At 71.4% G+C, this 24,489-nt stretch carries 18 protein-coding genes; 11 read left to right on the top strand and 7 right to left on the bottom strand.

Annotated elements, in window-relative coordinates; all coding sequences use genetic code 11:
* Positions 1-85 precede the first annotated feature (85 nt).
* Genes CP980_RS23705 through CP980_RS23690 form a run of 4 tightly spaced genes read left to right on the top strand, consistent with a single transcriptional unit; the run spans position 86 to position 3,338 of the window.
* Positions 86-982, top strand: coding sequence for a metal-dependent hydrolase (locus CP980_RS23705; protein ID WP_132755766.1), 897 nt, complete (start codon positions 86-88; stop codon positions 980-982).
* Positions 979-2,025 (top strand): PDR/VanB family oxidoreductase, encoded by a 1,047-nt coding sequence (locus CP980_RS23700; protein WP_132755764.1) that lies wholly within the window; start codon positions 979-981, stop codon positions 2,023-2,025. Before CP980_RS23705 ends, CP980_RS23700 begins: the two co-directional genes overlap by 4 nt.
* A 31-nt stretch (positions 2,026-2,056) precedes the next feature.
* Positions 2,057-2,779, top strand: a complete 723-nt coding sequence (locus CP980_RS23695; RefSeq protein ID WP_132755762.1) for a TetR/AcrR family transcriptional regulator — start codon at positions 2,057-2,059, stop codon at positions 2,777-2,779.
* Positions 2,780-2,801: 22 nt separating this feature from the next.
* On the top strand, positions 2,802-3,338 hold the full coding sequence (locus tag CP980_RS23690; RefSeq protein ID WP_132755760.1) for a GNAT family N-acetyltransferase: 537 nt from the start codon (positions 2,802-2,804) through the stop codon (positions 3,336-3,338).
* On the opposite strand, the gene pulA is transcribed toward CP980_RS23690, so the two are convergent.
* Both pulA and CP980_RS23680 read right to left on the bottom strand, forming a co-directional pair.
* Positions 3,339-8,684, bottom strand: coding sequence for a pullulanase-type alpha-1,6-glucosidase (gene pulA, locus CP980_RS23685; RefSeq protein ID WP_150529036.1), 5,346 nt, complete (start codon positions 8,682-8,684; stop codon positions 3,339-3,341).
* 99 nt (positions 8,685-8,783) lie between these two features.
* Positions 8,784-10,493: a carbohydrate-binding module family 20 domain-containing protein gene (locus tag CP980_RS23680; protein ID WP_150529035.1), complete on the bottom strand. Its 1,710-nt coding sequence runs from the start codon at positions 10,491-10,493 to the stop codon at positions 8,784-8,786.
* 441 nt (positions 10,494-10,934) lie between these two features.
* On the opposite strand from CP980_RS23680, the gene CP980_RS23675 reads away from it, so the two are divergent.
* The 3 genes from CP980_RS23675 to CP980_RS23665 all read left to right on the top strand — a co-directional run bounded on the left by CP980_RS23675 (position 10,935) and on the right by CP980_RS23665 (position 13,616).
* Positions 10,935-11,999, top strand: a complete 1,065-nt coding sequence (locus CP980_RS23675) for a gluconolaconase (protein WP_150529034.1) — start codon at positions 10,935-10,937, stop codon at positions 11,997-11,999.
* A gap of 57 nt (positions 12,000-12,056) precedes the next feature.
* Entirely contained in the window at positions 12,057-13,211 is a 1,155-nt protein-coding gene (locus CP980_RS23670) for a Vgb family protein (protein WP_150529033.1), read from the top strand.
* A 150-nt stretch (positions 13,212-13,361) separates the two neighbouring features.
* The gene (locus tag CP980_RS23665; protein ID WP_229907212.1) at positions 13,362-13,616 is read left to right on the top strand and encodes a hypothetical protein; all 255 of its coding nucleotides are present in this window, start codon (positions 13,362-13,364) and stop codon (positions 13,614-13,616) included.
* 71 nt (positions 13,617-13,687) lie between these two features.
* Here CP980_RS23665 and CP980_RS23660 read toward each other — a convergent pair whose 3' ends face one another.
* The 5 genes from CP980_RS23660 to CP980_RS23640 all read right to left on the bottom strand — a co-directional run bounded on the left by CP980_RS23660 (position 13,688) and on the right by CP980_RS23640 (position 19,594).
* Positions 13,688-14,716 carry a LacI family DNA-binding transcriptional regulator gene (locus tag CP980_RS23660; RefSeq protein WP_150529032.1) on the bottom strand — a complete coding sequence of 343 codons (1,029 nt, stop codon included), beginning with the start codon at positions 14,714-14,716 and terminating at the stop codon, positions 13,688-13,690.
* A complete protein-coding gene (locus tag CP980_RS23655) occupies positions 14,701-16,308 on the bottom strand; it encodes a glycoside hydrolase family 13 protein (protein ID WP_150529031.1) in 1,608 nt (535 codons plus the stop codon). Before CP980_RS23655 ends, CP980_RS23660 begins: the two co-directional genes overlap by 16 nt.
* Before the next feature lie 75 nt (positions 16,309-16,383).
* Positions 16,384-17,283 carry a sugar ABC transporter permease gene (locus CP980_RS23650; protein ID WP_373312938.1) on the bottom strand — a complete coding sequence of 300 codons (900 nt, stop codon included), beginning with the start codon at positions 17,281-17,283 and terminating at the stop codon, positions 16,384-16,386.
* 2 nt (positions 17,284-17,285) lie between these two features.
* Entirely contained in the window at positions 17,286-18,314 is a 1,029-nt protein-coding gene (locus CP980_RS23645) for a carbohydrate ABC transporter permease (RefSeq protein WP_099892916.1), read from the bottom strand.
* A gap of 8 nt (positions 18,315-18,322) precedes the next feature.
* On the bottom strand, positions 18,323-19,594 hold the full coding sequence (locus CP980_RS23640; protein WP_150529030.1) for an extracellular solute-binding protein: 1,272 nt from the start codon (positions 19,592-19,594) through the stop codon (positions 18,323-18,325).
* A gap of 233 nt (positions 19,595-19,827) precedes the next feature.
* Here CP980_RS23640 and CP980_RS23635 point away from each other — a divergent pair, with 233 nt between their 5' ends.
* From CP980_RS23635 to CP980_RS23620, 4 genes are all read left to right on the top strand, one after another.
* A complete protein-coding gene (locus CP980_RS23635; RefSeq protein WP_132755750.1) occupies positions 19,828-21,453 on the top strand; it encodes a glycoside hydrolase family 13 protein in 1,626 nt (541 codons plus the stop codon).
* Between the two features lie 26 nt (positions 21,454-21,479).
* Positions 21,480-22,529, top strand: a complete 1,050-nt coding sequence (locus CP980_RS23630; protein ID WP_132755749.1) for a LacI family DNA-binding transcriptional regulator — start codon at positions 21,480-21,482, stop codon at positions 22,527-22,529.
* Positions 22,530-22,623: 94 nt separating this feature from the next.
* A complete protein-coding gene (locus tag CP980_RS23625) occupies positions 22,624-23,514 on the top strand; it encodes a phosphatase PAP2 family protein (protein WP_132755748.1) in 891 nt (296 codons plus the stop codon).
* A gap of 74 nt (positions 23,515-23,588) precedes the next feature.
* Positions 23,589-24,488 carry an immunity 49 family protein gene (locus CP980_RS23620; protein ID WP_150529029.1) on the top strand — a complete coding sequence of 300 codons (900 nt, stop codon included), beginning with the start codon at positions 23,589-23,591 and terminating at the stop codon, positions 24,486-24,488.
* Position 24,489 lies beyond the last annotated feature (1 nt).

The following is a 24,489-nucleotide window of genomic DNA, read 5'->3' as shown; positions in this document are numbered from 1 at the left end:
GGCGCGCACCACGCGCCCGGGGGCCTTCGAACTTGATGGGCGCAGAGGGGTTTTCCTCGCCCTTACCCCTCAGTACATTGACGCCATGTCTAATACGCCGCACGCGCCCGCCCCCGTGGCGTCGGAGCACATCGAGCTCAAGGCGCGGAACGTGTCCTTCGGCTGGGAGGACACCCCGCTGCACTGGCTGCCCGGCGATCCGTTCGCCACGCACACCATCAACGTGCTGCACCTCTTGCTGCCCGCGGGCGAGCGCTGGTTCGTACACGTCTACAAACAGGTGCTCCCGTACATCAAGGACGAGCAACTGCGCGCGGACGTCGTCGGGTTCATCGGCCAGGAGGCCATGCACGCCGCCGCCCACGACGACGTGCTCCCGCACCTGAAACGCCTGGGCCTGGACCCGACGCCCTACACGGCGCAGGTGGACTGGCTCTTCGAGAAGCTGCTCGGCGACCGGACGCTCCCCCCGGGCAGGGCCCGTCACTGGTGGCTCATGGAGCGGGTCGCGCTGATCGCGGCGATCGAGCACTACACGGCGTTCCTCGGGGACTGGGTGCTCAACGCGGACGAACTGGACCGCCGGGGCGCGGACCCGGTGATGCTGGACCTGCTGCGCTGGCACGGCGCGGAGGAGGTGGAGCACCGCTCGGTGGCCTTCGACCTCTTCATGCACGTGGACGGCGGCTACCGCCGCAGGGCCAGGACCTGGGCGACCGCCTTCACGGCGCTCGTCTTCCTGTGGCAGCGGGGCGCCCGCTTCTTCATGGAGAACGACCCGGAGCTGCCCGGCGCCAAGGCCTCCCTCGGCCAGTTCTTCCGGGCGGGCCGGCAGGGCACGCTGCCCTCGGCGGGCGCGATGCTCAAGTCGATCCCGACGTACCTCTCGCGTACGTACCACCCCTCCCAGGAGGGCTCCACGGCCCAGGCCGTCGCCTACCTGGCCTCCTCCCCCGGCGCGAACGGCGGTGCCACCGCATGAGCCGCGCCCTGAAGCTGGCGGCGGTCGCGGCAGCGGCACTGCTGACCCGGCGCGCCCTGCGCGGGCGCGTCGCCCGCTCCCCGCTGTGGCCCCTCCCCGCGCTGGAGACCCCGGTATCGGGCCACTCCCCGCGCCGCTGGCTGCCCGCGCTGATCGTGTCCCGTACGGAACCGGCGGACGGGGTGCTGGTCCTGACCCTGCAGTCCCCGGAGCTCCCCCCGTGGGCCCCGGGCGCGCACGTGGACGTACAGCTCCCCTCGGGCCTGGTCCGCCAGTACAGCCTGTGCGGGGACCCGGCGGACCGGGGCCGCTACACGATCGCGATCCGGCTGGTCGAGGACGGCCGCGGCGGCTCCCGCGAGGCGCACGCGCAGCTGGTGGAGGGCGCGGAGCTGCCCGTACGCCCGCCCCGCAACCGCTTCGAGCTGGTGCCGTCCCCCTCGTACGCCTTCGTCGCGGGCGGGATCGGCATCACGCCGATCCTGCCCATGCTGCGGGCGGCCGAGGCGGCGGGCGCGGAATGGACCCTCCTGTACGGCGGCCGCTCGCGCGCCTCGATGCCCTTCCTCGCCGAACTGGAGGCGTACGGCCCCCGGGTGAGCGTCACGGCGCAGGACGAGGCGGGCCTGCCCGACCTCACCCCGCTCGCCGCGGCGGCCCCCGGCACCCTGGTCTACTGCTGCGGCCCGGCGCCCCTGATGGAGGCGGTGGAGGCAGCGGCCCCGCCCGCCACCCCGGTCCACCTGGAACGCTTCACCGCCACCGCCGCGACCGGGAGCTCCCGCCCCTTCACGGTGGAACTCCACCGCTCGGGCCGCACGATCGAGGTCGCGGCAGACGAATCCACCCTGGCCGCGGTCCGCCGGGAGCTCCCCGACACCCCGTACTCCTGCGCGCAGGGCTTCTGCGGCACCTGCCAACACCGCGTCCTCGCGGGGGAGGTGGACCACCGCGACACCCTCCTCACGGACCGGGAGCGCGAGGACTCGATGCTCCTGTGCGTCTCCCGCGCCCAGGGCGACCACCTGGTCCTCGATCTCTGAGCCTTGCCGCAGGCCCAGTAGGGTGTGGCGCATGACTACCGGGACGCGGCGCAGGATGGGTGTCGAGGAGCGGCGGCAGCAGCTGATCGGGGTGGCCCTGGAGCTGTTCAGCCACAGGTCTCCCGACGACGTGTCGATCGACGAGATCGCGGCGGCCGCGGGCATATCGCGGCCGCTCGTCTACCACTACTTCCCTGGCAAGTTGAGCCTGTACGAGGCCGCGCTGCGGCGGGCCGCCGACGAGCTCGCCCAGCGGTTCGTAGAACCGAGGGAGGGGCCGCTCGGGGCCCGGCTGCTGCGCGTCATGGGCCGGTTCTTCGCGTTCGTCGACGACCACGGGCCCGGTTTCTCGGCGCTGATGCGCGGCGGTCCGGCCGTCGGGAGCAACCGGACCAACGCGATGATCGACGAGGTCCGGCAGGCCGCGTACGAGCAGATCGTGACCCACATCGGCATCGAGGACCCGCCCGCCCGGCTGGAGCTCGTGGTGCGGTCCTGGGTGTCGCTGGCGGAGTCCACCGCGCTGATCTGGCTGGAGGGGCGGAAGATCCCGCGGGCCGAGCTGGAGCTGCAGCTCGTGCACGACTTCGCCGCGCTGGCCGCCGTATCGGCTGCGTACGACGCGGAGATGGCCGCCATCCTCGGCCGGATCCTCGCCGACGAGCCCGCCGACGGGCCGTTCGGAGAGCTGGTCGGACGGCTCGTCGGGCTCGTCCCGCCGGCCGTCGAGGCCACCCTTCCCGCCCCCCGCTGATCATCCGCGTGATAATGCGCCCGTGATCATTAATGACGGGATCCTGTTCCGGCGTGCCGTGGAGAAGGACGCCGCCACCCTGGTGGCCCTGTACGACCAGGCCGCCCGGTGGATGCGCAAGCACGGGATCGACCAGTGGAAGCCCGGGGACAAGGACGCCGCGCACTTCCTGGCGAAGATGCGCGAGGGCGAGGTGTGGCTCGCCGGGGACGGCGACGGCCGGATCATCGGCGCGTACGAGCTGTGGTGGTCCGACGAGGACGCCTGGGGCGTGCAGCCCCCGGTCGCCGGCTACGTGCACCGGCTGATGGTGGACCGCGAGGCCGCGCCCGCGGGGGCCGGGCGGCGGATACTCGAACACGCCGAGCGGCGGATCGCCGGTACCGGACTGCCGCGGGCGCGGCTGGACTGCGTCTCCACCAACCCCCGGCTGCTCGCGTACTACCGGGCCGCGGGCTACCGGGTGGTCGGGGAGTACCCCCACAAGGAGGGCAAGGACGGTCGCGTGTACGGGGTGATCCTGCTGGAGAAGCGGCTGGACCAGCTCACCGTCGTGTAGCTACCGGTTCCGTTCGAAGACCGCGACCGTGCGCGGCGGGGTCGTGAACACCCCCGTCCTCGCGTCGTACGCCGCCTGCTTGACCGCGGGATCGGAGCCGGCCGCCTGCACCGGGTGCAGGGCGTAGCCGGTGCCCGCGAGGGCCGGGAGGCGCTGGGGCTGGGCGGCGGGCGTGGCGTTGAAGACCACCACCAGGTCGCCGAGGGTCATGGTGATCACCCCCGGGGTCTCGTCCGTGCCGGAGAGCGGGAAGGCCAGCGCCGCCTGGACCGCCTCGGGCGTGGTGAGGGCGAAGGCCGGTTCCGTCGTACGGATGCGCAGCAGGTCGCGGTAGGCGGCCGAGGCCCCCGTGATCTCGGCGCAGCCCGGTGCCCCGGCGCCGGCCAGCAGCGGCTTCGCGTAGGGCCACTTGGAGGCGTTGTCGGCGGCGGGCGGCAGGCCGCGCCCGAAGCCGTTGCCCTCGCGGCAGTCCCAGTGGACGGCGTTGAACCAGTCGCCGCTGTCGTACGAGTTGCGGTCAAGGGACTTCGAGCGGAGCAGGTCCGTACCGGCCTGGGACAGCGAGGGCCCCTGGGAGAGGGTGCCGACGGCCATCGCCAGGACCTGCATCCGGGCCCGGTCGGCGGCCGAGGTGCCCTGCGCCAGCTTGTACGTGAGGGCGTCGGCCAGGGTCTCGTTGTCGTGGGCGTCGGCGTAGGCGAGGGCGTCGCCGGGAGCGGCCGCGTACCCGGCCGGGGAGCCGTTGTAGTCCACCTCGGAGCCCTTGGTGTGCCTGCCCGCGCTGTCCGTGAAGGCGTACGAGGCGAGGTTGCCGGAGAGCCCGACCTTGATCAGGTCCTGGTCGTGCAGCAGCCGCGCCCGCTGCTGCTCCGCGGTGCCGTTCGCGGGCGAGGCGTTCGGGGCGGTGAACAGGCCGGAGGCGAAGCCCTGGACGCGCGGGTCCTCGTCGAAGGGGCCGCCGCCGCGGACCGCGTCGCGCGAGCGGTCGGAGAAGGTGGCGATGCCGGTGCCGGCCATGTTCTTCTGCGTGGCCTGGACGAAGCGGGCATCGTCCGCGACCTCGCCGAAGTTCCAGCCCTCCCCGTACAGGATGATCTTCTTCCCGTCGACGCCGTCCTTGGCGGGGGTCAGCGCGTCGAGGGCCGCCCGGACGGCCAGGATGTTCGCCTTCGGGTGGTGGCCCATCAGGTCGAAGCGGAAGCCGTCGACCTTGTACTCCTTGGCCCAGGTGACGATCGAGTCGACGACGAGCCGGCCCATCATGGCGTTCTCGGGGGCCGTGTTGGCGCAGCAGGTGGAGTTGGCGACCGAGCCGTCCGCCAGCAGCCGCTGGTAGTAGCCCGGCACGATGCGGTCGAGGACCGACTTGTCGGACTGGCCGGAGGCCACGGTGTGGTTGTAGACCACGTCCATGACGGTCCGCAGCCCGGCCCCGTTCAGCGACTGGACCATCCTGCGGAACTCGACCGTACGCGCCGTGCCGTTCGGGTCGCTCGCGTACGAGCCCTCCGGGACGGTGTAGTGCAGCGGGTCGTAGCCCCAGTTGTACGCGTCCTTCGCGGCCGCGGCGGCCACGCAGGCCTGCTGCTCGGGCGAGTCCGGCGCGTACACCTTCAGGTCGCAGGCGGGTTCGGTGCGGTCGGAGGCCTTCTCCGGGATCGTGCCGATGTCGAAGGCGGGCAGCAGGTGGACGTAGGAGGTGCCGGAGGCGGCCAGTTCGCGCAGGTGGCGCATCCCCGCCGAGCCGGTGTCGGTGAAGGCCAGGTACTGGCCGGGGTGGGCGCTCGTGCGGTCCGCGACCGAGAAGTCGCGGATGTGGAGCTCCTGGATCTGCGCCGAGGTGAAGGGGACGGCCGCGGGCTTGCGCAGCTCGCGCCAGCCGGGCGGGGCCAGCTTCGGATCGGTCAGGTCGACGGCCAGGCTGTACGTGGAGTCGGTGGTCAGGGCGGTGGAGTACGGGTCGGTGACGAGGTTGCGGACCATCCGGCCGGTGCTCGGGGCCCAGACGCTCACGTCGTAGCGGTAGGGCTTGCCCTTCCAGCCGCGCTCGCCGCGCACCGACCAGACGCCGGTGGCGTCGTCGCGGCGCATGGGGACGGTGCGGCCGTCGAGTTCGAGGGCCACCTGCCGGGCGGTGGGGGCCCAGACGGAGAGGGTGGGGCGGCCGTCCTCGAAGACCGGGCCGAGGGCGGCGGTGTTCGCGTACAGGTCGTCGAGCACCCCGGCGAGCTGGACGCCGGTCGCGGCCAGGACGGCGCCGTTCGCGGCGCGGGCGCTCGCGACGAGCTGCCCGCGCAGGGCCTCCCGTACGCGGTCCCGGTCGCGGGGGTCGACGGTGTAGGCGGAGTCCGTGGCGAGGTGCGGGAACTTCTGCTTCTGGGCGGCGGTGAGCTCGGCCTTGGTCAGGCGCAGCCACTGCGCGCCGTCCGCGTGCAGGACTCCGTTCTCCGCGGTGATCGTGCCCTCGCGGGAGGCGAGGAGCTGGAGGGAGGCGGCGGCCGCGGGGGCGTTCCAGGCGAGGGTGGAGCGGTCGATCCAGACGGCCTCGGACTTGGTGAGGTCGAGGGCCGCGGAGGAGCCGGCGGGCTGCGGGAGCAGGTACGGGGCCCGGCCGCCGAGCATCCAGACCTCGTGGCCGGTGGCCTTGAGGTCGAGGGACTGGTCGGTGGGCAGGTCCTTCTCGTCTCCCTTGTGGAGGATGTAGCCGAGGCTGGTGGCTCCGGCGGCGAGCGGGACCTCGTACACCGCGCCGAAGGAGTCGGTACGGGCGGGCATCAGCGGCTTGGACCAGTCGGTCGGGTTCGCGGCCCCGGTCCAGACGTGCAGGCCCCAGCCCTCGTACGCCCCGTCGGCGCGCCGGTAGTGCAGGACGGCCTTGGAGGGGTCCTGGGGCGGCTGGGCGGGGCGGTCGGTGGTGGCCGCCTCCTTGCCCTGCTCCAGCCAGACCTCGCCGCTCTTCGTCACGTCGAGGGTGCGGTCGGTGGCGACGTCCTTGTTGCCGTCCTTGTCGATGACGAGGTAGCCGATCGAGGAGGCGCCGGGCTTGAGTTTGACGTAGGCGAAGGCGCCGTACGCGTCGCGGCCGGTGAAGTCGTGGCCGGCCGGCCAGGGCGTGGCCTCGCCGTCCGCGAGGTCGCCCCAGGCGTACAGCCGCCAGTTCGTGTAGTCGCCGTCGGGGCGGCGGTAGTGGACGACCGCGTAGTCGCGCTGGGTGGCGGTGGGGAGCGGGGTGGGCGGGACCTGGCCGGAGACGGACTCGGCGAGGGCGCTCGCGGTGCGGCCGCGGGAGTCGACGACGACGGCCTTGTAGCGCAGGGCGGTGCCGGGGGGCGCGGTGACGTGCTGGGTGACCTTGTACGGGGCGTGGTCGGCGGAGCCGAGGACCTGCCACTTCCCGGTGCCGGTCTGCGCGGCGAAGACGACCCGGTTCAGGCCGCCGCCGGTCACGTCGGCGGAGAGCTCGACCGTGCCGGCGGCTCCGGGGGCCGGGGCCTTGAGGGTGAGGGCGGGCTTGGTGGCGGGGGCGGCGAGGGGGGCGGCGCCCTGGAGGACCACCGAGCCGAGGGCCGGGACGGTGACGGTGAGCTTGCCGGCCGCGGAGGCGCGGAGCAGGCCGGTGCCGCCGTAGAGGGTGCGGTACTGGGCGCCGGCCGGTGCGTCGAGTTCGACGGTGCGGGCCTGGGCCGCGTTGTTGGCGGCGACGAGGTACTCCGTGCGGGAGCGGGCGTCGGTGCGGGCGAAGGCGTAGACGGACCCGTCGGCGAAACGTTCGCTCTGGACGCCGTCCCGCAGCGCCGGGTGTTCCTTGGTCAGCTTCGAGAGAGCACTGATCTGCTGGTAGAGCGGGTGTCCCGGATCGTAAGCGTCGCTCGCATGCGTGCGCACCGTTCCGAGCTGGTCGTCGTCCAGGTAGTCGGCGATCTTCGTGGCGAACAGCGGCTGCCGCGCGTCCTTGTCGCCGCCGGCGCCCGTGAAGCCCTGCTCGTCGCCGGAGTAGACCACCGGGTTGCCCCGGGAGAAGAACATCAGCTCGTTGGCGAGCCGGTAGCGGTCCAGCAGCTCCTGCTCCCCCGCCCCCGGCCGGTCCTGCTTCAGGAAGCTCCCGAAGCGGCCCATGTCGTGGTTGCCGAGGAAGGTGACCTGCTCGTACGCGTTCGCCTTGTCCGTGGTGTACCGGTAGTCGTCGGCCAGTACGGAGCCCAGGCGCGAGGCGGCCGCGCCCTGGGAGGCGTACGCGCGGATCGCGTCCTGGAGCGGGAAGTCGAGGGTGGCGTCGAGTCGCCCCTGCGTCACGTACGGGGAGGTGACGGCGGTGTCGGCGGAGTAGACCTCGCCGAACATGAAGAAGTTCTTCCGCCCGCGCTGGGCGGCGTACTTGTCGAGGGCGGTGGCCCACTGGGTCCAGAACCCGGTGTTGACGTGCTTGACCGTGTCGATGCGGAAGCCGTCGATCGAGAAGTCCTTGACCCACTTCTCGTAGATCTTCTCCATCCCGCTGACGACCTCGGGGCGCTCGGTCCACAGGTCGTCGAGGCCGAAGAAGTCGCCCTGGCCGGAGGATTCCCCGGCGAAGGTGGAATCGCCCCGGTTGTGGTACATCGCCGGGTCGTTGAGCCAGGCCGGAGCCTTCAGGTTCTTCTTCGCGTCGGGCACGAACGGGGTCCGCGGGAAGGATTCCGCGTCCACGGCGGGGAACTTCCGCTTCCCGTCCGCGTAGTCGGAGTCCTCGAAGGGCACCCCGTCCTTCGTCAGGTAGGGGAAGGCCCCCTTGGAGAGGTAGGAGTAGGACTGTTCCCGGTAGTCGACGACGTCGGCGGTGTGGTTGGTGATGACGTCGAAGAAGACCTTCATCCCCTTCGCGTGCGCCTTGTCGATCAGCCGCTCCAGGTCGGCGTTGGTGCCGAAGTGCGGATCGACCTGGGTGAAGTCGGTGATCCAGTACCCGTGGTAGCCGGCCGAGACTTCGGCCCCCTTCCCCTGCACCGGCTGGTTCTTGAAGATCGGCGCCATCCAGATGGCGGTGGTGCCGAGCCCCTTGATGTAGTCGAGCCGGTCGGTCAGGCCCTTGAGGTCGCCGCCCTGGTAGAAGCCCTTGTCCGTCGGGTCCAGTCCGGTCTCCAGCCGGCCGCCGGCCAGTCCGCCGGTGTCGTTGCGCGGATCGCCGTTCGCGAACCGGTCCGGGAGGACGAAGTAGAACTGCTCCCGGGTCAGGTCGTGCCGCGCGGGCTCGGCGGCCAGTTTCGCGTCCGACGGCGGGGCGGGCGGCGCGGCGGCCGCGGCCGGGAGGGCGGGCAGCAGCGTCACGGCCAGGGCGGCGGCGATCACTCCTGCGGCGGGGCGTATCAAGGCGGGTCTCCTTGTGTACGGGTCACGTGGATGAGGGCCGCCCGGCGGATGGCGGGGTTCTGGAACACCGGGCGGCCCTGGTCGGTGGGTGCGGGCGGGTCAGGGGCGCCAGGTGTCGTTCAGCACGGCCCTTCCGCTCGCCGGGACGGTCGCGGTGCGGTTGGCGCCGCTCTCCCAGGTGACGTTCCCGGCGGCGTCCTTGCGTACGTACTTGTACGAGAACGCGGTCCCGGCCGGGAGGGACACGTCCAGCTTCCAGACGGGGTACGCCGCCGGGTCCAGCTTGAGGGCGCTGGCGGTGTTCCAGCCGCCGAGCTCGGCGCGGTCCCCGGTGACGTAGATGTTCTGTCCGACGGCAGTGGTGGCGTTGACGGCGAACGAGGCGCCCGCGGCGGCCGGCGGGGGCGTGGTCCCACCTCCGCCGCAGGTACGGGCGCCCACGTGCAGGGCGAGTGCGGTGCCGGCGCCGAGGGTGGCGGTGAACTGCCCCGCGGAGTTCACGTTCACGGTGCGCCCGCTCTGGACGTCGCAGTAGTCGCCCGCCGGGAGCGAGCTCTGGAAGGTGCGGGTGAGGGCCGTGCTCTCGTGGTTGATGGCGACGTACGCCTTGGCCCCCCGCCCGAAGGCGATCTGGTCGGCGCCGTTGTCCCACCAGTTGGTGACGGCCTGGCCGCGGGCGGCGTTGCGGAAGGCGACCATGGAGGAGATCTCCCGCCAGGCGTGCTGGCACTTCCACCCGTCGGAGTAGCACGCGTTCACGGAGCCGCCGTTCGGCGGGCCGGCGTCCTTGTCGGTCCACTCGTACCCGGAGTGCACGTCGGGGGAGCCGTACGGCCAGGCCAGCATGAAGACGCCGGCGAGGGTGTAGGCGGAGCCGTCCTTGTAGTTGAGGGTGTCGCCGCCGCGCTCGGTGTCGTGGTTGTCGACGAACACGCCGGCCTGCCCGCTCGGCATGTACCCCCAGGCCTCGCCGAAGTTCTTCAGGTAGGCGAGGTTCTCGTTCTGGAAGACGCGCTTGAGGTCGCGGGCGTAGCGGAACTCCTGCACGTCGCCGTTGCCGAGGTACTCACCGGGCGAGACGGCCTCGCCGGCCCCGTATATCGCCTCCTGCTTCCAGTAGACGGAAGGATTCGTCAGCCGGGACTTGATGTTGGCGAGGTCGGCGGCGGGCATGTGCTTGGCGGCGTCGATCCGCAGCCCGTCGACGCCCAGGGACAGCAGGTCGTTGAGGTACCCGGCGATGCGCCCCCGCACGTAGTCCTCGCCGGTGTCGAGGTCGGCGAGCTGAACGAGCTCGCAGTTCTGGACGTTGGCCCGGTCCTGGTAGTTGGAGATGACGGCCCGGCAGTCGTCCATGTCGGAGCCCGAATAGATGCCGGGGTACCCGTACTTCGTGTACGAGGAACCCCCGGTTCCGATGCCGTCGCCGGCGGCCATGTGGTTGATGACGGAGTCGGCGACGACCTTCACCCCGGCCGCGTGACAGGTGTCGACCATCGCCTTGAACGCGGCGCGGTCGCCGAGCCGCCCGGCGATCTTGTAGCTGACGGGCTGGTACGAGGTCCACCACTGGGGGCCCTGGATGTGCTCCTGGGGCGGCGAGACCTGGACGTACCCGTACCCCGCGGGCCCGAGCGCGTCGGTGCACGCCCTGGCGACGGAGTCGAAGCGCCACTCGAAGAGGACGGCGGTGACGTCCTTGTCACCGGGCGCCGCGGCGGCGGCCCGTGGCGCCGGGCCGGTGAGGGCGGCCGCGGCAAGTGCGGTGGCGGCGAAAAGAGTTGCAGCTCTGACGGCTCTGGCAGGCATGCGGGGGGCCTCCTGGCGGGAGAGGTGGGGATGGCAGCGACCGTAGGGGCCAGGTGAGAGGCCTGCAAGAGATTGCGCAAGAGATTGCAGAATTGTTTCCGGGGCGTGTCCTGCCGGACATTGGGGCCGCAAGGTGCTGCCACGGCCGCGACCCCGCGGGCGCGGCACGCCCCGGCAGCGGCGCATCCCCGCCACTTCCCGGGCGCCCGCCGCCCGGCCGGCGGCCCGAACGGCGGTTCCAGCCACGCCCGATCCCCATGCCGCCGGGGAAAGCGGTCGGTCCGGACCCCCACCGGGAGGCGATTGCGCAGGTGGCACCGGGCTTGTCCGGTTAACACCCCATGGCCGTTTCCGCTCGATGATCATCTGGCACCGGCCGCGTAGTTTCACCGTGCACCGGAAAAATCATTCAATTCCGCGAAGCAGGGAGACCTCGGGTACATGTCGGAGAAAAGCGCGAAGAGCGATGTGGGCAAGGCCTATATCAACGACGTGTTCATGCGCCACCCGCTCACCGCGCGGAACCAGGACGAGCTCGAAATCCCGGCGAGGGCCGAGGCGATCCTGGAGCGGAACAACCTGCGGGGCGCACTGAAGAGGACTCCCGAAGGCGGGGGCGAGCAGATCGGCCCCATCGGTTTCTCACTGAACAAGAAGCGCTACGGCGGATTTCCCGAGGACGAGAAGACGGCACAGGAGCGCGGGTGGCGCGCGTTCATGAACATGGGCGTTCCGGTCGTCGAGGAGCGGAGCGACATCACTCAGCCCCCGCCCGACATGATCTCCAAGCAGACGTACGTCAACGGAACCGACCCCATCAAGATCACGGTGACGGACACAGTCGAGTTCTCCGTCTCGAACACGGTCAGCTGGTCGCTCCAGGGCGAGGTGAAGCTCACCTTCGGGGCCAAATCCATCGCATCGCTCCAGCAGGAGATGCAGAAGAGCATGGCGATGATGCAGTACCAGAAGACCACCGTGAAGAACAGCAAGGACAACCAGGGCGTCGACCAGGAGTCGCAGACGGAGGCGACGAGCACGACGACGGCCACCACTTCCGCCACCGGCACCGGTGAGCTGTGGGCGGACCTGCTGCTCGGCATCACCGGCTCCGTCAGCGGCTCGTTGACCACCGAATGGAAGCACCAGTCGTCGGTCAGCTTCGAGGTGATGAGCCGGGCGGACGTCATGGCCACGACGCGGCGCCAGGTGCGGCAGTTCGACTACGAATTCCCGGTGACCTTCGGCGGCTGGGTGGCCCTGTACTACCCCCGGCCGGTCGAGGTCAGGGGAACTCCCCCGCAGGCCAAGGAGCCGAGGTATTCCCGGGTCGTCGCCTGGAAACTCGGCGACTTTGTCGAGGACCGCGCCAACTTCGACCTGGCCGACGAGGGCAAGAGGTTCCTGCAGAAGGGGGCCGCCGAAATCGTGGCCGTCCGCACCGGGGAACACCGGGTGTTCCAGCCCGAAACGCTCGACTACGAGAGCCAGAAACAGCCTCTCTGACGGGCGGACAAGAGCACCACCGGGCAGGCCGGATCAGCCACTTCAGGAGGAACACCCGTGTCTTTCGGAAACATCTTCGACGGCGGCGGCAGCGGTGCCGACTCCGCCAGGCAGTCCGCCGAATCCCTCGACGAGGACACACCCGGCGCAGGGGACGTCTCGGAGGCCGTACGGAAACTGGAGAGTGAGCGGGACGCGTGGCTCGTGCGCCAGACGGCGCACGGCGCGTTCGACGTCATGGGGTTCCTGGGCCCCCTCTTCCAGAAATTCCACGCCGTGTCCGCGGATCAGCGTCAGGTCGCCGAGAACCCCGTTTCGACCTCCGCCATGGCCTCGTCGACGCTGAAAGCGGCCGGACCGCCGAAGGTGAGCATCGGCGAGGACGACATGCCGAAGCTGGAGGACGTGTCGAAGCTGATAGCCGCCAAGCGGAGCTTCGCCCTCATCACCACGGGCCTGGGCACCTCGGAGGGCCTCGCGGTGGACCCGTCCCAGGACACGGCGTTCGTGGCCGACCGCGGCGGCCAGAAGCTGTCCGCGGTGAAGATCGCCACCGGCGCGCAGCGCGTGGTCGCGACCGGCCTCGGCGACATCTGCGACGTGAAGCCGGACGGCACGGGCAAGGCCTATGCCGCCGACTACGGCAACGCGCGCCTGCTCGTGGTGGACCTGTCCGCCGGCACCGCCGGCACGGTCGCCGGTGTCCCCGGCGCGTACGGCCTCGCGCTCGACGGCGCGGGCAAGGCGTACGTCGTCAGCCACAGCGAGGGCAAACTCGTCGCGGTGGACCTGCGGACCGGGCAGAAGGCCACGGTCGCCACCGGCCTGCCGGTCGGCGTCTCCGCGGTGGCACTGGACGGCAAGGGCAAGGCGTACGTCGGCCAGAAGGACCACGGCGGCACGGTGTACGAGGTCGGCCTGGCCGACGGCGCCAAGCGCCTCGTGACCACCCTCCCCGGAGCGAGCGCCATGCGCATGGAGCTCACCGGCGACGGCAGGGCTTTCGCCCTCGACCACCTGAACGGCCGCCTGTACGAGATCACCCTGGCCGACGGCGCGCAGCGGGTGGTGGCGAGCGGTCTGGCGACGTGCGAGGGCCTGGCCCTGGACCCCGCCGGCCGGCTCTACGTCAGCAACCGCGAAGGCCAGCTCTGGCAGATCTCCCAAAGCGCCACCCGGCCCATGGGCGGCGTGGGCAAGGTCGCCGTCTAGCCGGGGGGCGCGCACGGGGGCGCAAAGTGTCGAAACGATACAGCTGCGGGCATTGGAGTGAACGCCCGTTCCCCGTGGCGCTCATGGACTGTTGGACCGGCCGACGCGCGGACCGAACAGCGCGTCCCTCCGATGAACCTTAGGGGAGTCATGCGTATTCGTTCTGCTGTCACCGCGTCCGTCCTGGCCGCCGGCATCCTGCTGGGCGGGGCCGGTGCCGCCCTGGCCGACGACGGGCTCGACGTCGACTACTTCACCGGCGGCCGCTCGGAGCGCGCGTCGAACTGCTCCACGTTCGCCGCGGTCCCGCACAACCTCCCGGCGTTCGCCGGCCCGGTCTACAACTCGTCCTGCGAGAAGAGCGGCGAGCGGGAGTGGCTGACGGGGCAGCACATCGGTGCCTGATCCGGCGCCCGGCCCGCAGGGGCGGCCCGACGGAGACGTCGGTCGCCCCTGCGGCGTCCACCGGACACGACCTAGAGGGCCGTGGCTTCCGGGACCTGGGCCGTCGAACCCCTGACCACCAGTTCCGGCTGGAAGACGTACTCGGTGCGCTGGACCGGGGTGCCGGCCACCGCCTCCAGGAGGGCGCCCACCGCCGCCGTGGCCATCGCGCGGACCGGCTGGCGGACCGTCGTCAGCGGCGGGTCCGTGAAGGCGATCAGCGGGGAGTCGTCGAAGCCGACGACCGAGACGTCCTCGGGGACCCTCAGCCCCCGCTCCCTCGCCGCACGGATCACGCCGAGCGCCATCGGATCGCTGCCGCACACGATGCCCGTACAGCCGCGTTCCAGCAGGGCGCCGCCCGCCGCGTGGCCCCCCTCCACCGTGAACAGCGTCCGCTGGATCAGGCCCTGCGACTCGGCGGACGGCAGCGCCGCCTTGAACCCCGCCTCCTTGCGGGCCGACGGAACGTACCGGGTCGGCCCTATCGCCAGGCCGATGCGCCGGTGGCCCAGGTCCGCGAGATGACGTACCGCCATGTCCGCCGCCGCACGGTCGTCCGGCGAGATGAACGGGGCGTTGACGTGCTCGTTGAACCCGTTGATCAGGACGAAGGGCACGCCCCGCGACGACAGCCGCTGGTAGCGGGACGGGTCCAGCGACGCGTCCGCGTGCAGCCCCGACAGGAAGACGATCCCCGTGACCCCGCGCTCCTCCAGCTGTTCCACCAGCTCGTCCTCGGTGGCCCCGCCCGGCGTCTGCGTGCACAGCACCGGCGTGTAGCCGTGGCCCGCCAGCGCCTGCTCGATGACCTGGGCGAACGCCGGGAAGATGGGGTTGGTCAGCTCCGGAATCAGCAGACCGACCAGCCCGTTGCTGCGGCGCCTCAGCCGTACCGGGCGCTCGTAGCCCAGCAGGTCCATGGCGGCCAGCACCCGGTGCCGGGTGCCGGCCGCCACGCCCGCCTTGCCGTTGAGCACACGGCTGACCGTCGCCTCGCTGACCTGGGCCTGCGCGGCGATGTCCGTCAGCCGGAGCGGGGAGGTCACCCCTGCCACCACACCGCCGTGTCGGCGCCGAGGACCCCGGGGTCCGTGACCTCGCCGCTCGCGAGCAGCACCGCCCCCGGCGCGGGCATCCGTACCGGCTCCCCCGTCGTGTTGACCGTGCAGACGAAGCCGCCGCGCCGGAAGGCCAGCACGCCCCGCGGCGCCTCCAGCCACTCCACCGCGTCACCCGCGCCCAGGTCGGCGTGGTCCCGGCGGATCCGCAGCGCCGCCCGGTACAGCTCCAGGGTGGAGGCGGGGTCGCCCGTCTGGGCCTCCACGCTCAGAGCGGCCCACTCGGCCGGCTGCGGCAGCCAGCTGCCGCCGTCGCCGAAGCCGTACGGGGCCCGGTCGCCCGACCACGGGATCGGCACGCGGCAGCCGTCGCGCAGCCCCTCCTGCCCGTTCGCCTTGAAGAAGGAGGGGTCCTGGCGCACCTCGTCCGGCAGGTCCTCGACCTCCGGCAGGCCGAGCTCCTCGCCCTGGTAGACGTACGCCGACCCCGGCAGCGCCAGCATCAGCAGCGCGGCGGCCCGCGCCCGCTCCAGGCTGCCGAAGCGCGTGCGGTGGCGTACGACGTCGTGGTTGGACAGCACCCAGGTCGTCGGCGCGCCCACCGGCCGCATCGAGTCGAGCGAGTCGTCGATCGCGGCGCGCAGCGCCTGCGCGTCCCATCCCGTGCCGAGGTAGTGGAAGTTGAAGGCCTGGTGCAGCTCGTCGGGGCGCAGGTACAGGGCGGTGCGGTCCGCGCTCGGGGTCCACGCCTCGGCGACGCCGATGCGGTCGCCGGCGTACTCGTCGAGCACCTTCCGCCAGGAGCGGTAGATCTCGTGGACCCCGTCCTGGTCGAAGAAGGGCAGCACCTGGTTGCCGAGCAGCTTGAGCTGCTCGTCGCGCCCGAGGTCGGGCAGGCCCGGGGCCTTCACCAGCCCGTGGGCCACGTCGATGCGGAAGCCGTCCGCGCCCAGGTCGAGCCAGAAGCGCAGGATGGAGCGGAACTCGTCCTGGACGGCGGGGTGTTCCCAGTTGAAGTCGGGCTGCTCGGGGGCGAAGAGGTGCAGGTACCACTCCCCGTCCGCCACCCGGGTCCAGGCCGGCCCGCCGAAGATCGACTCCCAGTCGTTCGGCGGCTCGGAGCCGTCGGCCCCGCGCCCCGGCCGGAAGTGGAAGCGCTCGCGCAGCGGGGTGCCGGGGCCCTCCCGCAGCGCCTGCTTGAACCATTCGTGCTGGTCGGAGCAGTGGTTGGGGACGAGGTCCACGATGATGCGCAGGCCCAGCCCGTGCGCCTCGCGGATCACGGCGTCGGCGTCGTGCAGCGTGCCGAACATGGGGTCGATGGCCCGGTAGTCGGCGACGTCGTAGCCGGCGTCGGCCTGCGGGGAGGCGTAGAAGGGGCTGAGCCAGACGGCGTCGACGCCCAGCTCCTTGAGGTAGGGCAGGCGGCGGCGGATGCCTTCGAGGTCCCCCATGCCGTCCCCGTTGGAGTCGGCGAAGCTGCGCGGATAGACCTGGTAGATCACCGCTTCTCTCCACCAGCCGGGCCGGGTGCCGGTGGCGGTGGGAAGGCCACTGTCCGAAGTCAGTGCGTCGGCGAGGTGCTGGGTCATGTCGTCCTTGGAGAGATCGGGCCGGGGGTGTGAGGGGGCAGGCAGGGTGGTCGGCCCTGGGTCGCGGGAGGGGCGTCAGCCCTTGGTCGCGCCTGCCGTCATCCCGGCGACGAGGTGACGCTGGGCGAAGAGGAAGAAGATGGCCGCCGGGATGGCGATGAGGACCGAAGCGGCGCTCATCGCACCCCAGTTGGAGGTGTACTGCGTGACGAAGGTCTGCAGGCCCCCGGCGAGGGTGAGGTGTTCGTCGCCGACCATGAAGGCGGAGGCGTATGCGACCTCGCCCCAGGCGGTGATGAACGAGTAGAAGCCGGTGACGGCGAGGCCGGGCTTGGCCAGCGGCAGGATCAGCCGCCAGAAGGTGCCGAAGGGGTTGAGTCCGTCGACGCGGCCGGATTCGTCGATCTCGACCGGGATGGTGTCGAAGAACCCCTTCATCATCCAGGCGCAGAACGGCACGGCGATGGTGAGGTACGTGATGATCAGCCCGAGCGGCTGGTTGAGCAGCCCCAGGTCTCCCATGAGGTTGTAGAGCGGGACGATCAGGATGGCCATCGGGAACATCTGCGTGACGAGCAGGGTCCACATCAGCGGCTTCATGCCGGGGAACTTGAACCGGCTGACGGCGTAGCCGGTGGTGGCGGCGATGAACACGCCGAGGACGGTGGTGATGCCGGCCACGAGCACGGAGTTGCCGAACCAGGTGAAGAAGGAGGTCGACTCCACCAGGTACCGGTAGTTCTCCAGGGTCGGTTCCTTCACGAAGTCCGTGGAGATGGCGTGCTTCGCGGGCTTGATGGAGGTCAGCAGGACCCACAGCACCGGGAAGACGGCGATCACGGACGCGACGATCAGGGTGGCGTGCAGTCCGGCGGAGGCGAGGGGGGAGCGCTCGCCCCTCTTGCGCACGCCCTGCTGGGCCGCACTCGGCCGGGTCGCGCCCTGCTGGGTCGCGGGGACGTCGGTCGTCGTCACGGTCACCACACCTCTCCCTGCTTGCGCAGCGAGCGCCGGTAGACCAGCGCGAAGATCATGAGCAGGGCGAGGATGAGCACGCCCCAGGTGGCGGAGCCGGCGAAATCGCGCGGACTGGCCACGAACGCCTCCCGGAAGGCCTGGGTCACCAGGATCTCCGTGGAATCGCCCGGTCCGCCCCGCGTCAGCAGGAAGATCACCGGGAACATGTTGAAGGTCCAGATGGTGGAGAGCAGGATCACGGTCATGCTCACCGCCCGCAGACCGGGCAGGGTGATGTGCCGGAACCGCTGCCAGGACGTGGCCCCGTCCATCTCGGCGGCCTCGTACAGCTCGCCGGGGATCGACTGCAGCCCGCCGAGCAGGGCGACCATCATGAACGGGACGCCGAGCCAGACGTTGACGGCGACGACCGAGAACTTCGCCCAGGTCGGGTCGTCGAGCCACGGGATCGCCGAAATGCCGCCCCCGTCGAGGATCTTGTTCAGGATGCCGCTGTCGCGGTTGAACAGGAACCGCCAGGCGAAGACGGAGACGAAGCCGGGGACGGCCCAGGGCAGGATGAGCGCCATGCGGTAGGCGGCGCGGCCCCGGAAGTCCCGGTTCAGCATGTTGGCCAGGGCCAGTCCGAGCGTGAAGGTGATCGACACGCACAGGACGGTCCACACCACCGTCCACACCAGCCGCTGCAGGAACACCGGGTCGGCCAGGACGTCGGCGTAGTTGTCGAGGCCGACGAACGTGTACGTCGCCTCGATGTGGTTGGCGCCGATCGTACGGCCGACGTTGCGCTCGTTGGCGTCGGTCAGCGACAGGTAGACGCCGCGGGCGAGCGGCCAGCCGATGATCACGCCGAGGACGAGCACCACCGGGGCGACCATGGCCCAGGCGTACCAGTGGGTGGCCAGGGCGCGCCCCAGGCCACCGCGCTTCGCGCTGTCAGTCCTGCGGCTCCGGCCGCGGGCCGCGACGGAGTCTTCCCCGTCGCCGCCCGCGGCCTTCGCCACCGACTGGCTGGTGTGAGCAGCCATCGTCTTGTCTACTTCCAGCCCTTGAGGATCTTGCGGAACTCGGTGCCGGCCGACTTGGCCGCGTCCTCCGGGCTCGACGCCCCGGTGATCGCCTTGGTGTACTCGACCTTCAGCGGCTCGAAGAGGGAGCCGTTCTCCGGGATCCAGGCGCGCTCGACGGCCTTGTCCACGGCCGGCTTGAAGAACTGGACCATCTCGCTGGACTTGACGTCCGGCTGCTCGTAGGCGGCGGCCCGGGTCGGGAGCAGGCTGAGCTCCTTGGTGGACTGCACCTGCACGTCCTGCGAGGTCATGTACTCGACGAAGGCGTGCGCGGCGGCGCGGTTCTTGGAACCGGCGTAGACGGCGAGGTCGTGCCCGCCCTGCGGGGCACCGGCCTTGACGGAGCCGGCCGGGACGGCGGCGACGCCGAGGTTGGCCTTGTCCTTGAACTGGTCACCGGCGTAGGTGTCGGCGACGGCCCACGGACCGTTGATCATCATCGCGGCCTCGCCCGACTTGAAGGCGGTCTGCATGTTGGTCCAGCCGTCGGTGGCGTTGGTGATCGCCGCACCCGAGGTGACCAGGTCGCGGGCGGTCTTGAACGCCTTGACGCCGGCCGGGTTGTCGACGGTGACCGTCTTGTTCTTCGCGTCGACGAGGTCGCCGCCCTCGCCGTAGATCAGCGGCAGGAACCAGTAGGAGTCGTCGCCGCGCAGGTAGAGGCCGGCCTTGCCGGTCTTCGCCTTGATCGCGGCGGCGGCGGTCTTGACCTCCTCCAGGGTCTTGGGGGGCTGGACGCCGGCGTCGGCGAGCATCTTCTTGTTGTAGAAGAGGCCGAGGGTGTCGATGACCTGCGGGACCGCGTAGGTCTTGCCCTCGTACTTGCCGCTGGCCGCGGCCTGCGGCAGGAACTCGGCGTCGACCTTCTTGGCCGTCTCGGCCGGGACCTCGTCGAGGTAGCCGAGGGAGGCGAAGTCGGCGACCCAGCCGACGTCCGCGCGGATCACGTCAGGGGCTTCGGAACCGCTGCTGAAGGCGTTCTTGACCTTGTTCTGCGCGTCGCCGTACGGGACGTTGACGTACTTGACGGTGACCTTCGGGTGCTTCGCGGTGAACGCCTCGGCGATCTTCTGGAAGCTGGCCTTCTCGGCGTCGTTCGAGGTGTCCCACCACGTGACCGTGCCGGAGAGCTCCCCGCCGGCCTTGGTCTCGTCGCCGCCCTTGTCGTCACCGCCGCAAGCCGTCGCCGCGAGCGCCAGGGTCGCGACCAGCGCGGTGGCCGCTATGCCACGCCGCATATGAACTCCTTCGATGATCCCGGCCGCGCCCTCGCGGTCCCGAGTTGCAGGGAACGTAACAAGCCTGAAAGCCGACCGAAAGAGCTTGCGGCAATTTTCTGCAAGAGACGCTGATCGTTACATCCGTGTGTCCGGACGGTTGCCGCAACTTGCTGTCGGATCGAACGTCCTTCGGGTGCGCAGGCCCGCGACCAGCCCGCAACCAGGGGGCATGTAGACGCGTTGACCCCGATATGACCCATGAGCTGACCGCCGCCCGGCTTGCAAGCGCTTCCAGCAACGCCACCGGAAGCGGCGGCTGGTGGCGCGATGCCGTCATCTACCAGGTGTACGTACGCTCCTTCGCGGACAGCGACGGCGACGGCATCGGCGACCTCCAGGGGGTGCGCACCCGCCTGCCCCACCTGGCCCGGCTCGGGGTCGACGCCGTGTGGCTCACCCCCTTCTACGTCTCCCCGCAGGCGGACGGCGGCTACGACGTCGCCGACTACCGGGCCGTCGACCCCCTCTTCGGGGACCTCTCCGACGCCGACGAGCTCGTCCGGGCCGCCCACGCACTGGGCCTGCGGGTCATCGTGGACGTGGTGCCCAACCACACCTCCGACCGGCACGCCTGGTTCCGGGAGGCCCTCGCCGACCCCGGGGGCGAGGCCCGGGCCCGCTACCACTTCCGCCCCGGCCGCGGACCCGGCGGGGAGCTCCCGCCCAACGACTGGGAGTCCGTCTTCGGCGGCCCCGCCTGGACCCGCACCCCCGACGGGGCCTGGTACCTGCACCTCTTCGCCCCCGAGCAGCCCGACCTGAACTGGGAGCACCCCGAGGTGGCGCAGGAGTTCTCCTCCGTCCTGCGTTTCTGGCTCGACCTCGGCGTGGACGGGTTCCGCATCGACGTGGCCCACGGCATGGTCAAGGCGCCCGGTATGCCCGACATCGGGCGCGGCGCCCAGGCCACCTTGATCGGCACCGAGCCGCTCCCCTTCTTCGACCAGGACGGCGTCCACGAGATCCACCGCTCCTGGCGGCGGCTGCTCGACTCCTACGAGGGCCCGCGCATCGGCGTCGCGGAGGCCTGGGCGCCGACGTCCGAGCGGCTCGCCCTGTACGTACGGCCCGACGAACTGCACCAGGCCTTCAATTTCCGCTTCCTGAACTGTCCCTGGGAGACCGGGGCGATGCGGACCGTCATCGACGAGTCCCTGGCCGCCACCGCCTCCGTCGGCGCCACCACCACCTGGGTGCTGTCCAACCACGACGTCGTACGCCACGTCACGCGGTACGGGGGCGGCGCCCGGGGCCTGGCCCGCGCCCGGGCCGCCGCGCTGCTGATGCTCGCCCTGCCCGGGTCGGCCTACCTCTACCAGGGCGAGGAGCTCGGCCTGCCCGAGGTCGCCGACCTCCCCGACGCCGTGCGCCAGGACCCCGCCTTCCTGCGCTCGGCCGGGCAGGACGGGCTGCGTGACGGCTGCCGCATCCCGCTGCCCTGGTCCGGCGAGCGGCCCCCGTACGGGTTCGGGCCGGCCGGCAGCTGGCTGCCGCAGCCCGCCGACTGGGCCCCGCTCAGCGTCGCCGCCCAGACCGGCGACCCCCACTCCACGCTGGAGCTGTACCGCGCCGCCCTGGAGCTGCGCCGCGCGCTGCCCGGCCTCGGCTCCCCCGACGCCGGCCCGCTGACCTGGCTGCCGGCGCCCGAGGGCATGCTCCTCTTCACTCGGCCCGGGTTCGCCTGCACCCTCAACAGCCGCTCCGAGCCGCTCGAACTCCCCGCGCCGGGGCGCCCCGTACTCTCCAGCGCGCCGGTGGAGACCGACGGCCGGACCGTGCTGCTGCCGCCGGATTCGTGCACGTGGTGGGCGTTGTGAGCCGGGGACCGGTACAGTCCAATCCCGTGACCGCACGGCTAGCCGACATCGCAGCCCAGGCGGGGGTCAGCGAAGCCACAGTCAGCCGCGTGCTCAACGGCAAGCCCGGTGTGGCCGCCGGCACCCGTGAATCGGTGCTGGCCGCGCTCGACGTGCTCGGCTACGAGCGCCCGGTCAAGCTGCGCCAGCGCAGCGCGGGGCTCGTCGGCCTCATAACCCCCGAGCTGGACAACCCCATCTTCCCGGCGCTCGCGCAGGTCATCGGCCAGGCGCTGACCCGGCAGGGGTACACCCCGGTGCTGGCCACCCAGACGCCCGGCGGGTCCACCGAGGACGAGCTCACCGAGATGCTGGTCGACCGCGGGGTCTCCGGCATCATCTTCGTCTCCGGGCTGCACGCCGACACCACCGCCGACATGGGCCGCTACGACCAACTCCGCGGGCAGGGCGTCCCGTACGTCCTGATCAACGGGTTCTCCGACAGGGTGCAGGCCCCCTTCGTCTCCCCCGACGACCGCGCCGCCATGCAGCTCGCCGTGACCCACCTGACCGCGCTCGGCCACACCCGGATCGGGCTGGCGGTCGGGCCCAAGCGGTTCGTGCCCGTCCTGCGCAAGATCGAGGGCTTCCGGCTCGGGATGAAGGAGCGGCTCGGTCTCGACGAGGCCGAGGTCGAGGAGCTGATCCAGCACTCCCTGTACACCCTGGAGGGCGGGCAGGCCGCGGCGACCGCGCTCATCGCGCGCGGCTGCACCGCCGTCGTGTGCGCGAGCGACATGATGGCGCTCGGGGCGATCCGTGCGGCCCGGCAGCAGGGGCTGCGGGTGCCGCAGGACGTCTCGGTCGTCGGCTTCGACGACTCCCCCCTCATAGCGTTCACCGATCCGCCGCTGACCACCATCCGGCAGCCGGTGCAGGCCATGGGGCAGGCGGCGGTCCGTACGCTCCTGGAGGAGATCGGCGGTACGCCGGCCCCGCACAGCGAGTTCGTCTTCCTCCCCGAGCTGGTGGTCCGCGGATCCACCGCCTCCGGCCCGCAGCTGGGGGCACCTCCCGGCCGGAGGCCGGGAGAGTAGGGGACCGTCTACTCCCCAGGGGTGAGCGTGCTGCGCCCCAGACCGTCCCGAGGGATGATCGAAGGCGAGAGCGCATCTGGCAGACTCTTTCCCCATGGGTGAATCGAGCGTGAAGACACTGGAAACCCGGACGGAAGTGCCGTCATCCCGCGTGGTCGGCGATGAGGCCCGTCCGGTTGCTCAGCGCGCTCTCCTGCCCCGGCTGCGCGCCCCGCGCCGGCCGCGGATCTGGTTCGAGATCCTGCTCATCGGGGTCAGCTACTGGACGTACTCGCTCATCCGCAACGCGGTGCCCGAGCAGAAGGCGGACGCCCTCGCGAACGCCGACTGGCTGTGGGACCTCGAACGCACCCTCGGCATCGCGGTGGAGCAGTCGGTCAACCACGCCGTGAACTCGGTGACGTGGCTGATCGTCGGCATGAACTACTACTACGCCACCCTCCACTTCATCGTGACCATCGGCGTCCTGGTGTGGATCTACCGCTTCCATCCGGGGCGTTACGCGGCCACCCGCATGGTCCTCTTCGCCACCACGGGCGTGGCCCTGCTCGGCTACTACTTCTTCCCGCTCGCGCCGCCGCGGCTGATGAACGGCGGGCACTTCGTCGACACCGTGCTGGTCCACCACACCTGGGGCTCGATGGCCTCCGGCAACCTCAAGCACATGTCGAACCAGTACGCGGCCATGCCCTCCATGCACATAGGGTGGTCGCTCTGGTGCGGACTGACGATCTTCGCGGTCGCCTCCGCCCCGTGGGCCCGGATCCTGGGCCTGCTCTACCCGGTGGCCACCCTCCTGGTCATCGTGGCCACCGCCAACCACTTCTGGCTGGACGCCGTGGGCGGCATGCTCTGCCTCGCGTTCGGCTACACCGTCTCGCGCGCCTGGTACGGCTCGCTGCCGCACCGGCTGCCGCGCGAGCCGGAGGAGACGGGACCGCATCCCGCCACGTCGGCCCTGCTGAACCGGTTCCGCGGGGCCTGAGCCGCCCTGGTCGGGCGATGTCAGTGGGTGTTGTGAGCGTGCGCCTCGCCAGCAGGAACGATCAAGGAGGCGGTGTGCAGGACGTGGAGCGGCACGAGGTCGGCGAGCACCGGATGACCGAGGCCCTGGAAGATGTCCCGGGACGGGCCTACGACCACTGGTACCGGCTGCGGTACGGCGGCGGGCTGTCCCTGAAGGGGCTCCACGAGACCCGTCGGGACCTCCTCGACCACGTCGGCGCGCGGACGCAGGCGGACCCGGGGCTGACCGGGGCCGTCGCACGCCGCGCGCTGCTGACGGCGGCCGAATGCGCGTTGGGGGAGCTCTCCCTCGGCTGTTTCCCGAACGGCGACTTCGAAGTGCCGTTCCCGCTCCTCCACGAGGAGCTCAGCAGCATGGACCTCTCCTTCGGCGGCGACGCCGTCGACCGGGCGCCCACGGCCCGGACCTGGCTGGACGCCTTCGCGCTGTGCGTGGCCTGCGGGTTGGTCCGGGAGCGGGACCGGGTGATCGGCCTGCTGCTGCGGAACGACTACGCACCGGCCCTGCGCGACGGCGTGCCGTACTCGCCGCTCGACTCGCACTCCGACCCGGCCGAGCTCGCCGAGATGGACGCGCTGTGCCTCTACCTGACGCCGGCGGCCGGACACCTGCCGCGGGACCGGCCGGACACGACCCTCCGCAAGCCCGAGGCCGCCGAGCGCGCCGAGGCCGCCCGGCGGCTGGACGGCTTCGAGGTGCTCACTGCGGACCAGCGGCTGCTGCGCGTCCTGCTGGACGACGACCAGGCCGCCTTCGAGCGCGCCCTGGCCGGGATACTCGCCGGTTTCCGCGAGGGCGCGGCCGAGGACGCGCCCGCCCGCTCCCTCCTCCCAGTCGCCACCATCGCCTTGGCCGCGCTGGCCGTCCAGGTCCACGGCTGGCGGCTCGGCGTCACCTCCGCCTACCTGCCGCAGAGCCTCCTGCACGCCTGAC

The sequence above is a fragment of the Streptomyces vinaceus genome (assembly GCF_008704935.1).
Taxonomy (GTDB): domain Bacteria; phylum Actinomycetota; class Actinomycetes; order Streptomycetales; family Streptomycetaceae; genus Streptomyces; species Streptomyces vinaceus.
Note: the sequence above shows the minus strand (reverse complement) of the source record. Positions and strands in the feature narration are given on the sequence as shown.

Coding starts and splice junctions, on each gene's coding strand:
- CP980_RS23705 (WP_132755766.1), top strand. CDS start 86: ATGTCTAATACGCCGCACGCGCCCGCCCCCGTGGCGTCGGAGCACATC.
- CP980_RS23700 (WP_132755764.1), top strand. CDS start 979: ATGAGCCGCGCCCTGAAGCTGGCGGCGGTCGCGGCAGCGGCACTGCTG.
- CP980_RS23695 (WP_132755762.1), top strand. CDS start 2,057: ATGACTACCGGGACGCGGCGCAGGATGGGTGTCGAGGAGCGGCGGCAG.
- CP980_RS23680 (WP_150529035.1), bottom strand. CDS start 10,493: ATGCCTGCCAGAGCCGTCAGAGCTGCAACTCTTTTCGCCGCCACCGCA.
- CP980_RS23675 (WP_150529034.1), top strand. CDS start 10,935: ATGTCGGAGAAAAGCGCGAAGAGCGATGTGGGCAAGGCCTATATCAAC.
- CP980_RS23665 (WP_229907212.1), top strand. CDS start 13,362: ATGCGTATTCGTTCTGCTGTCACCGCGTCCGTCCTGGCCGCCGGCATC.
- CP980_RS23655 (WP_150529031.1), bottom strand. CDS start 16,308: ATGACCCAGCACCTCGCCGACGCACTGACTTCGGACAGTGGCCTTCCC.
- CP980_RS23645 (WP_099892916.1), bottom strand. CDS start 18,314: ATGGCTGCTCACACCAGCCAGTCGGTGGCGAAGGCCGCGGGCGGCGAC.
- CP980_RS23640 (WP_150529030.1), bottom strand. CDS start 19,594: ATGCGGCGTGGCATAGCGGCCACCGCGCTGGTCGCGACCCTGGCGCTC.
- CP980_RS23635 (WP_132755750.1), top strand. CDS start 19,828: ATGACCCATGAGCTGACCGCCGCCCGGCTTGCAAGCGCTTCCAGCAAC.
- CP980_RS23625 (WP_132755748.1), top strand. CDS start 22,624: ATGGGTGAATCGAGCGTGAAGACACTGGAAACCCGGACGGAAGTGCCG.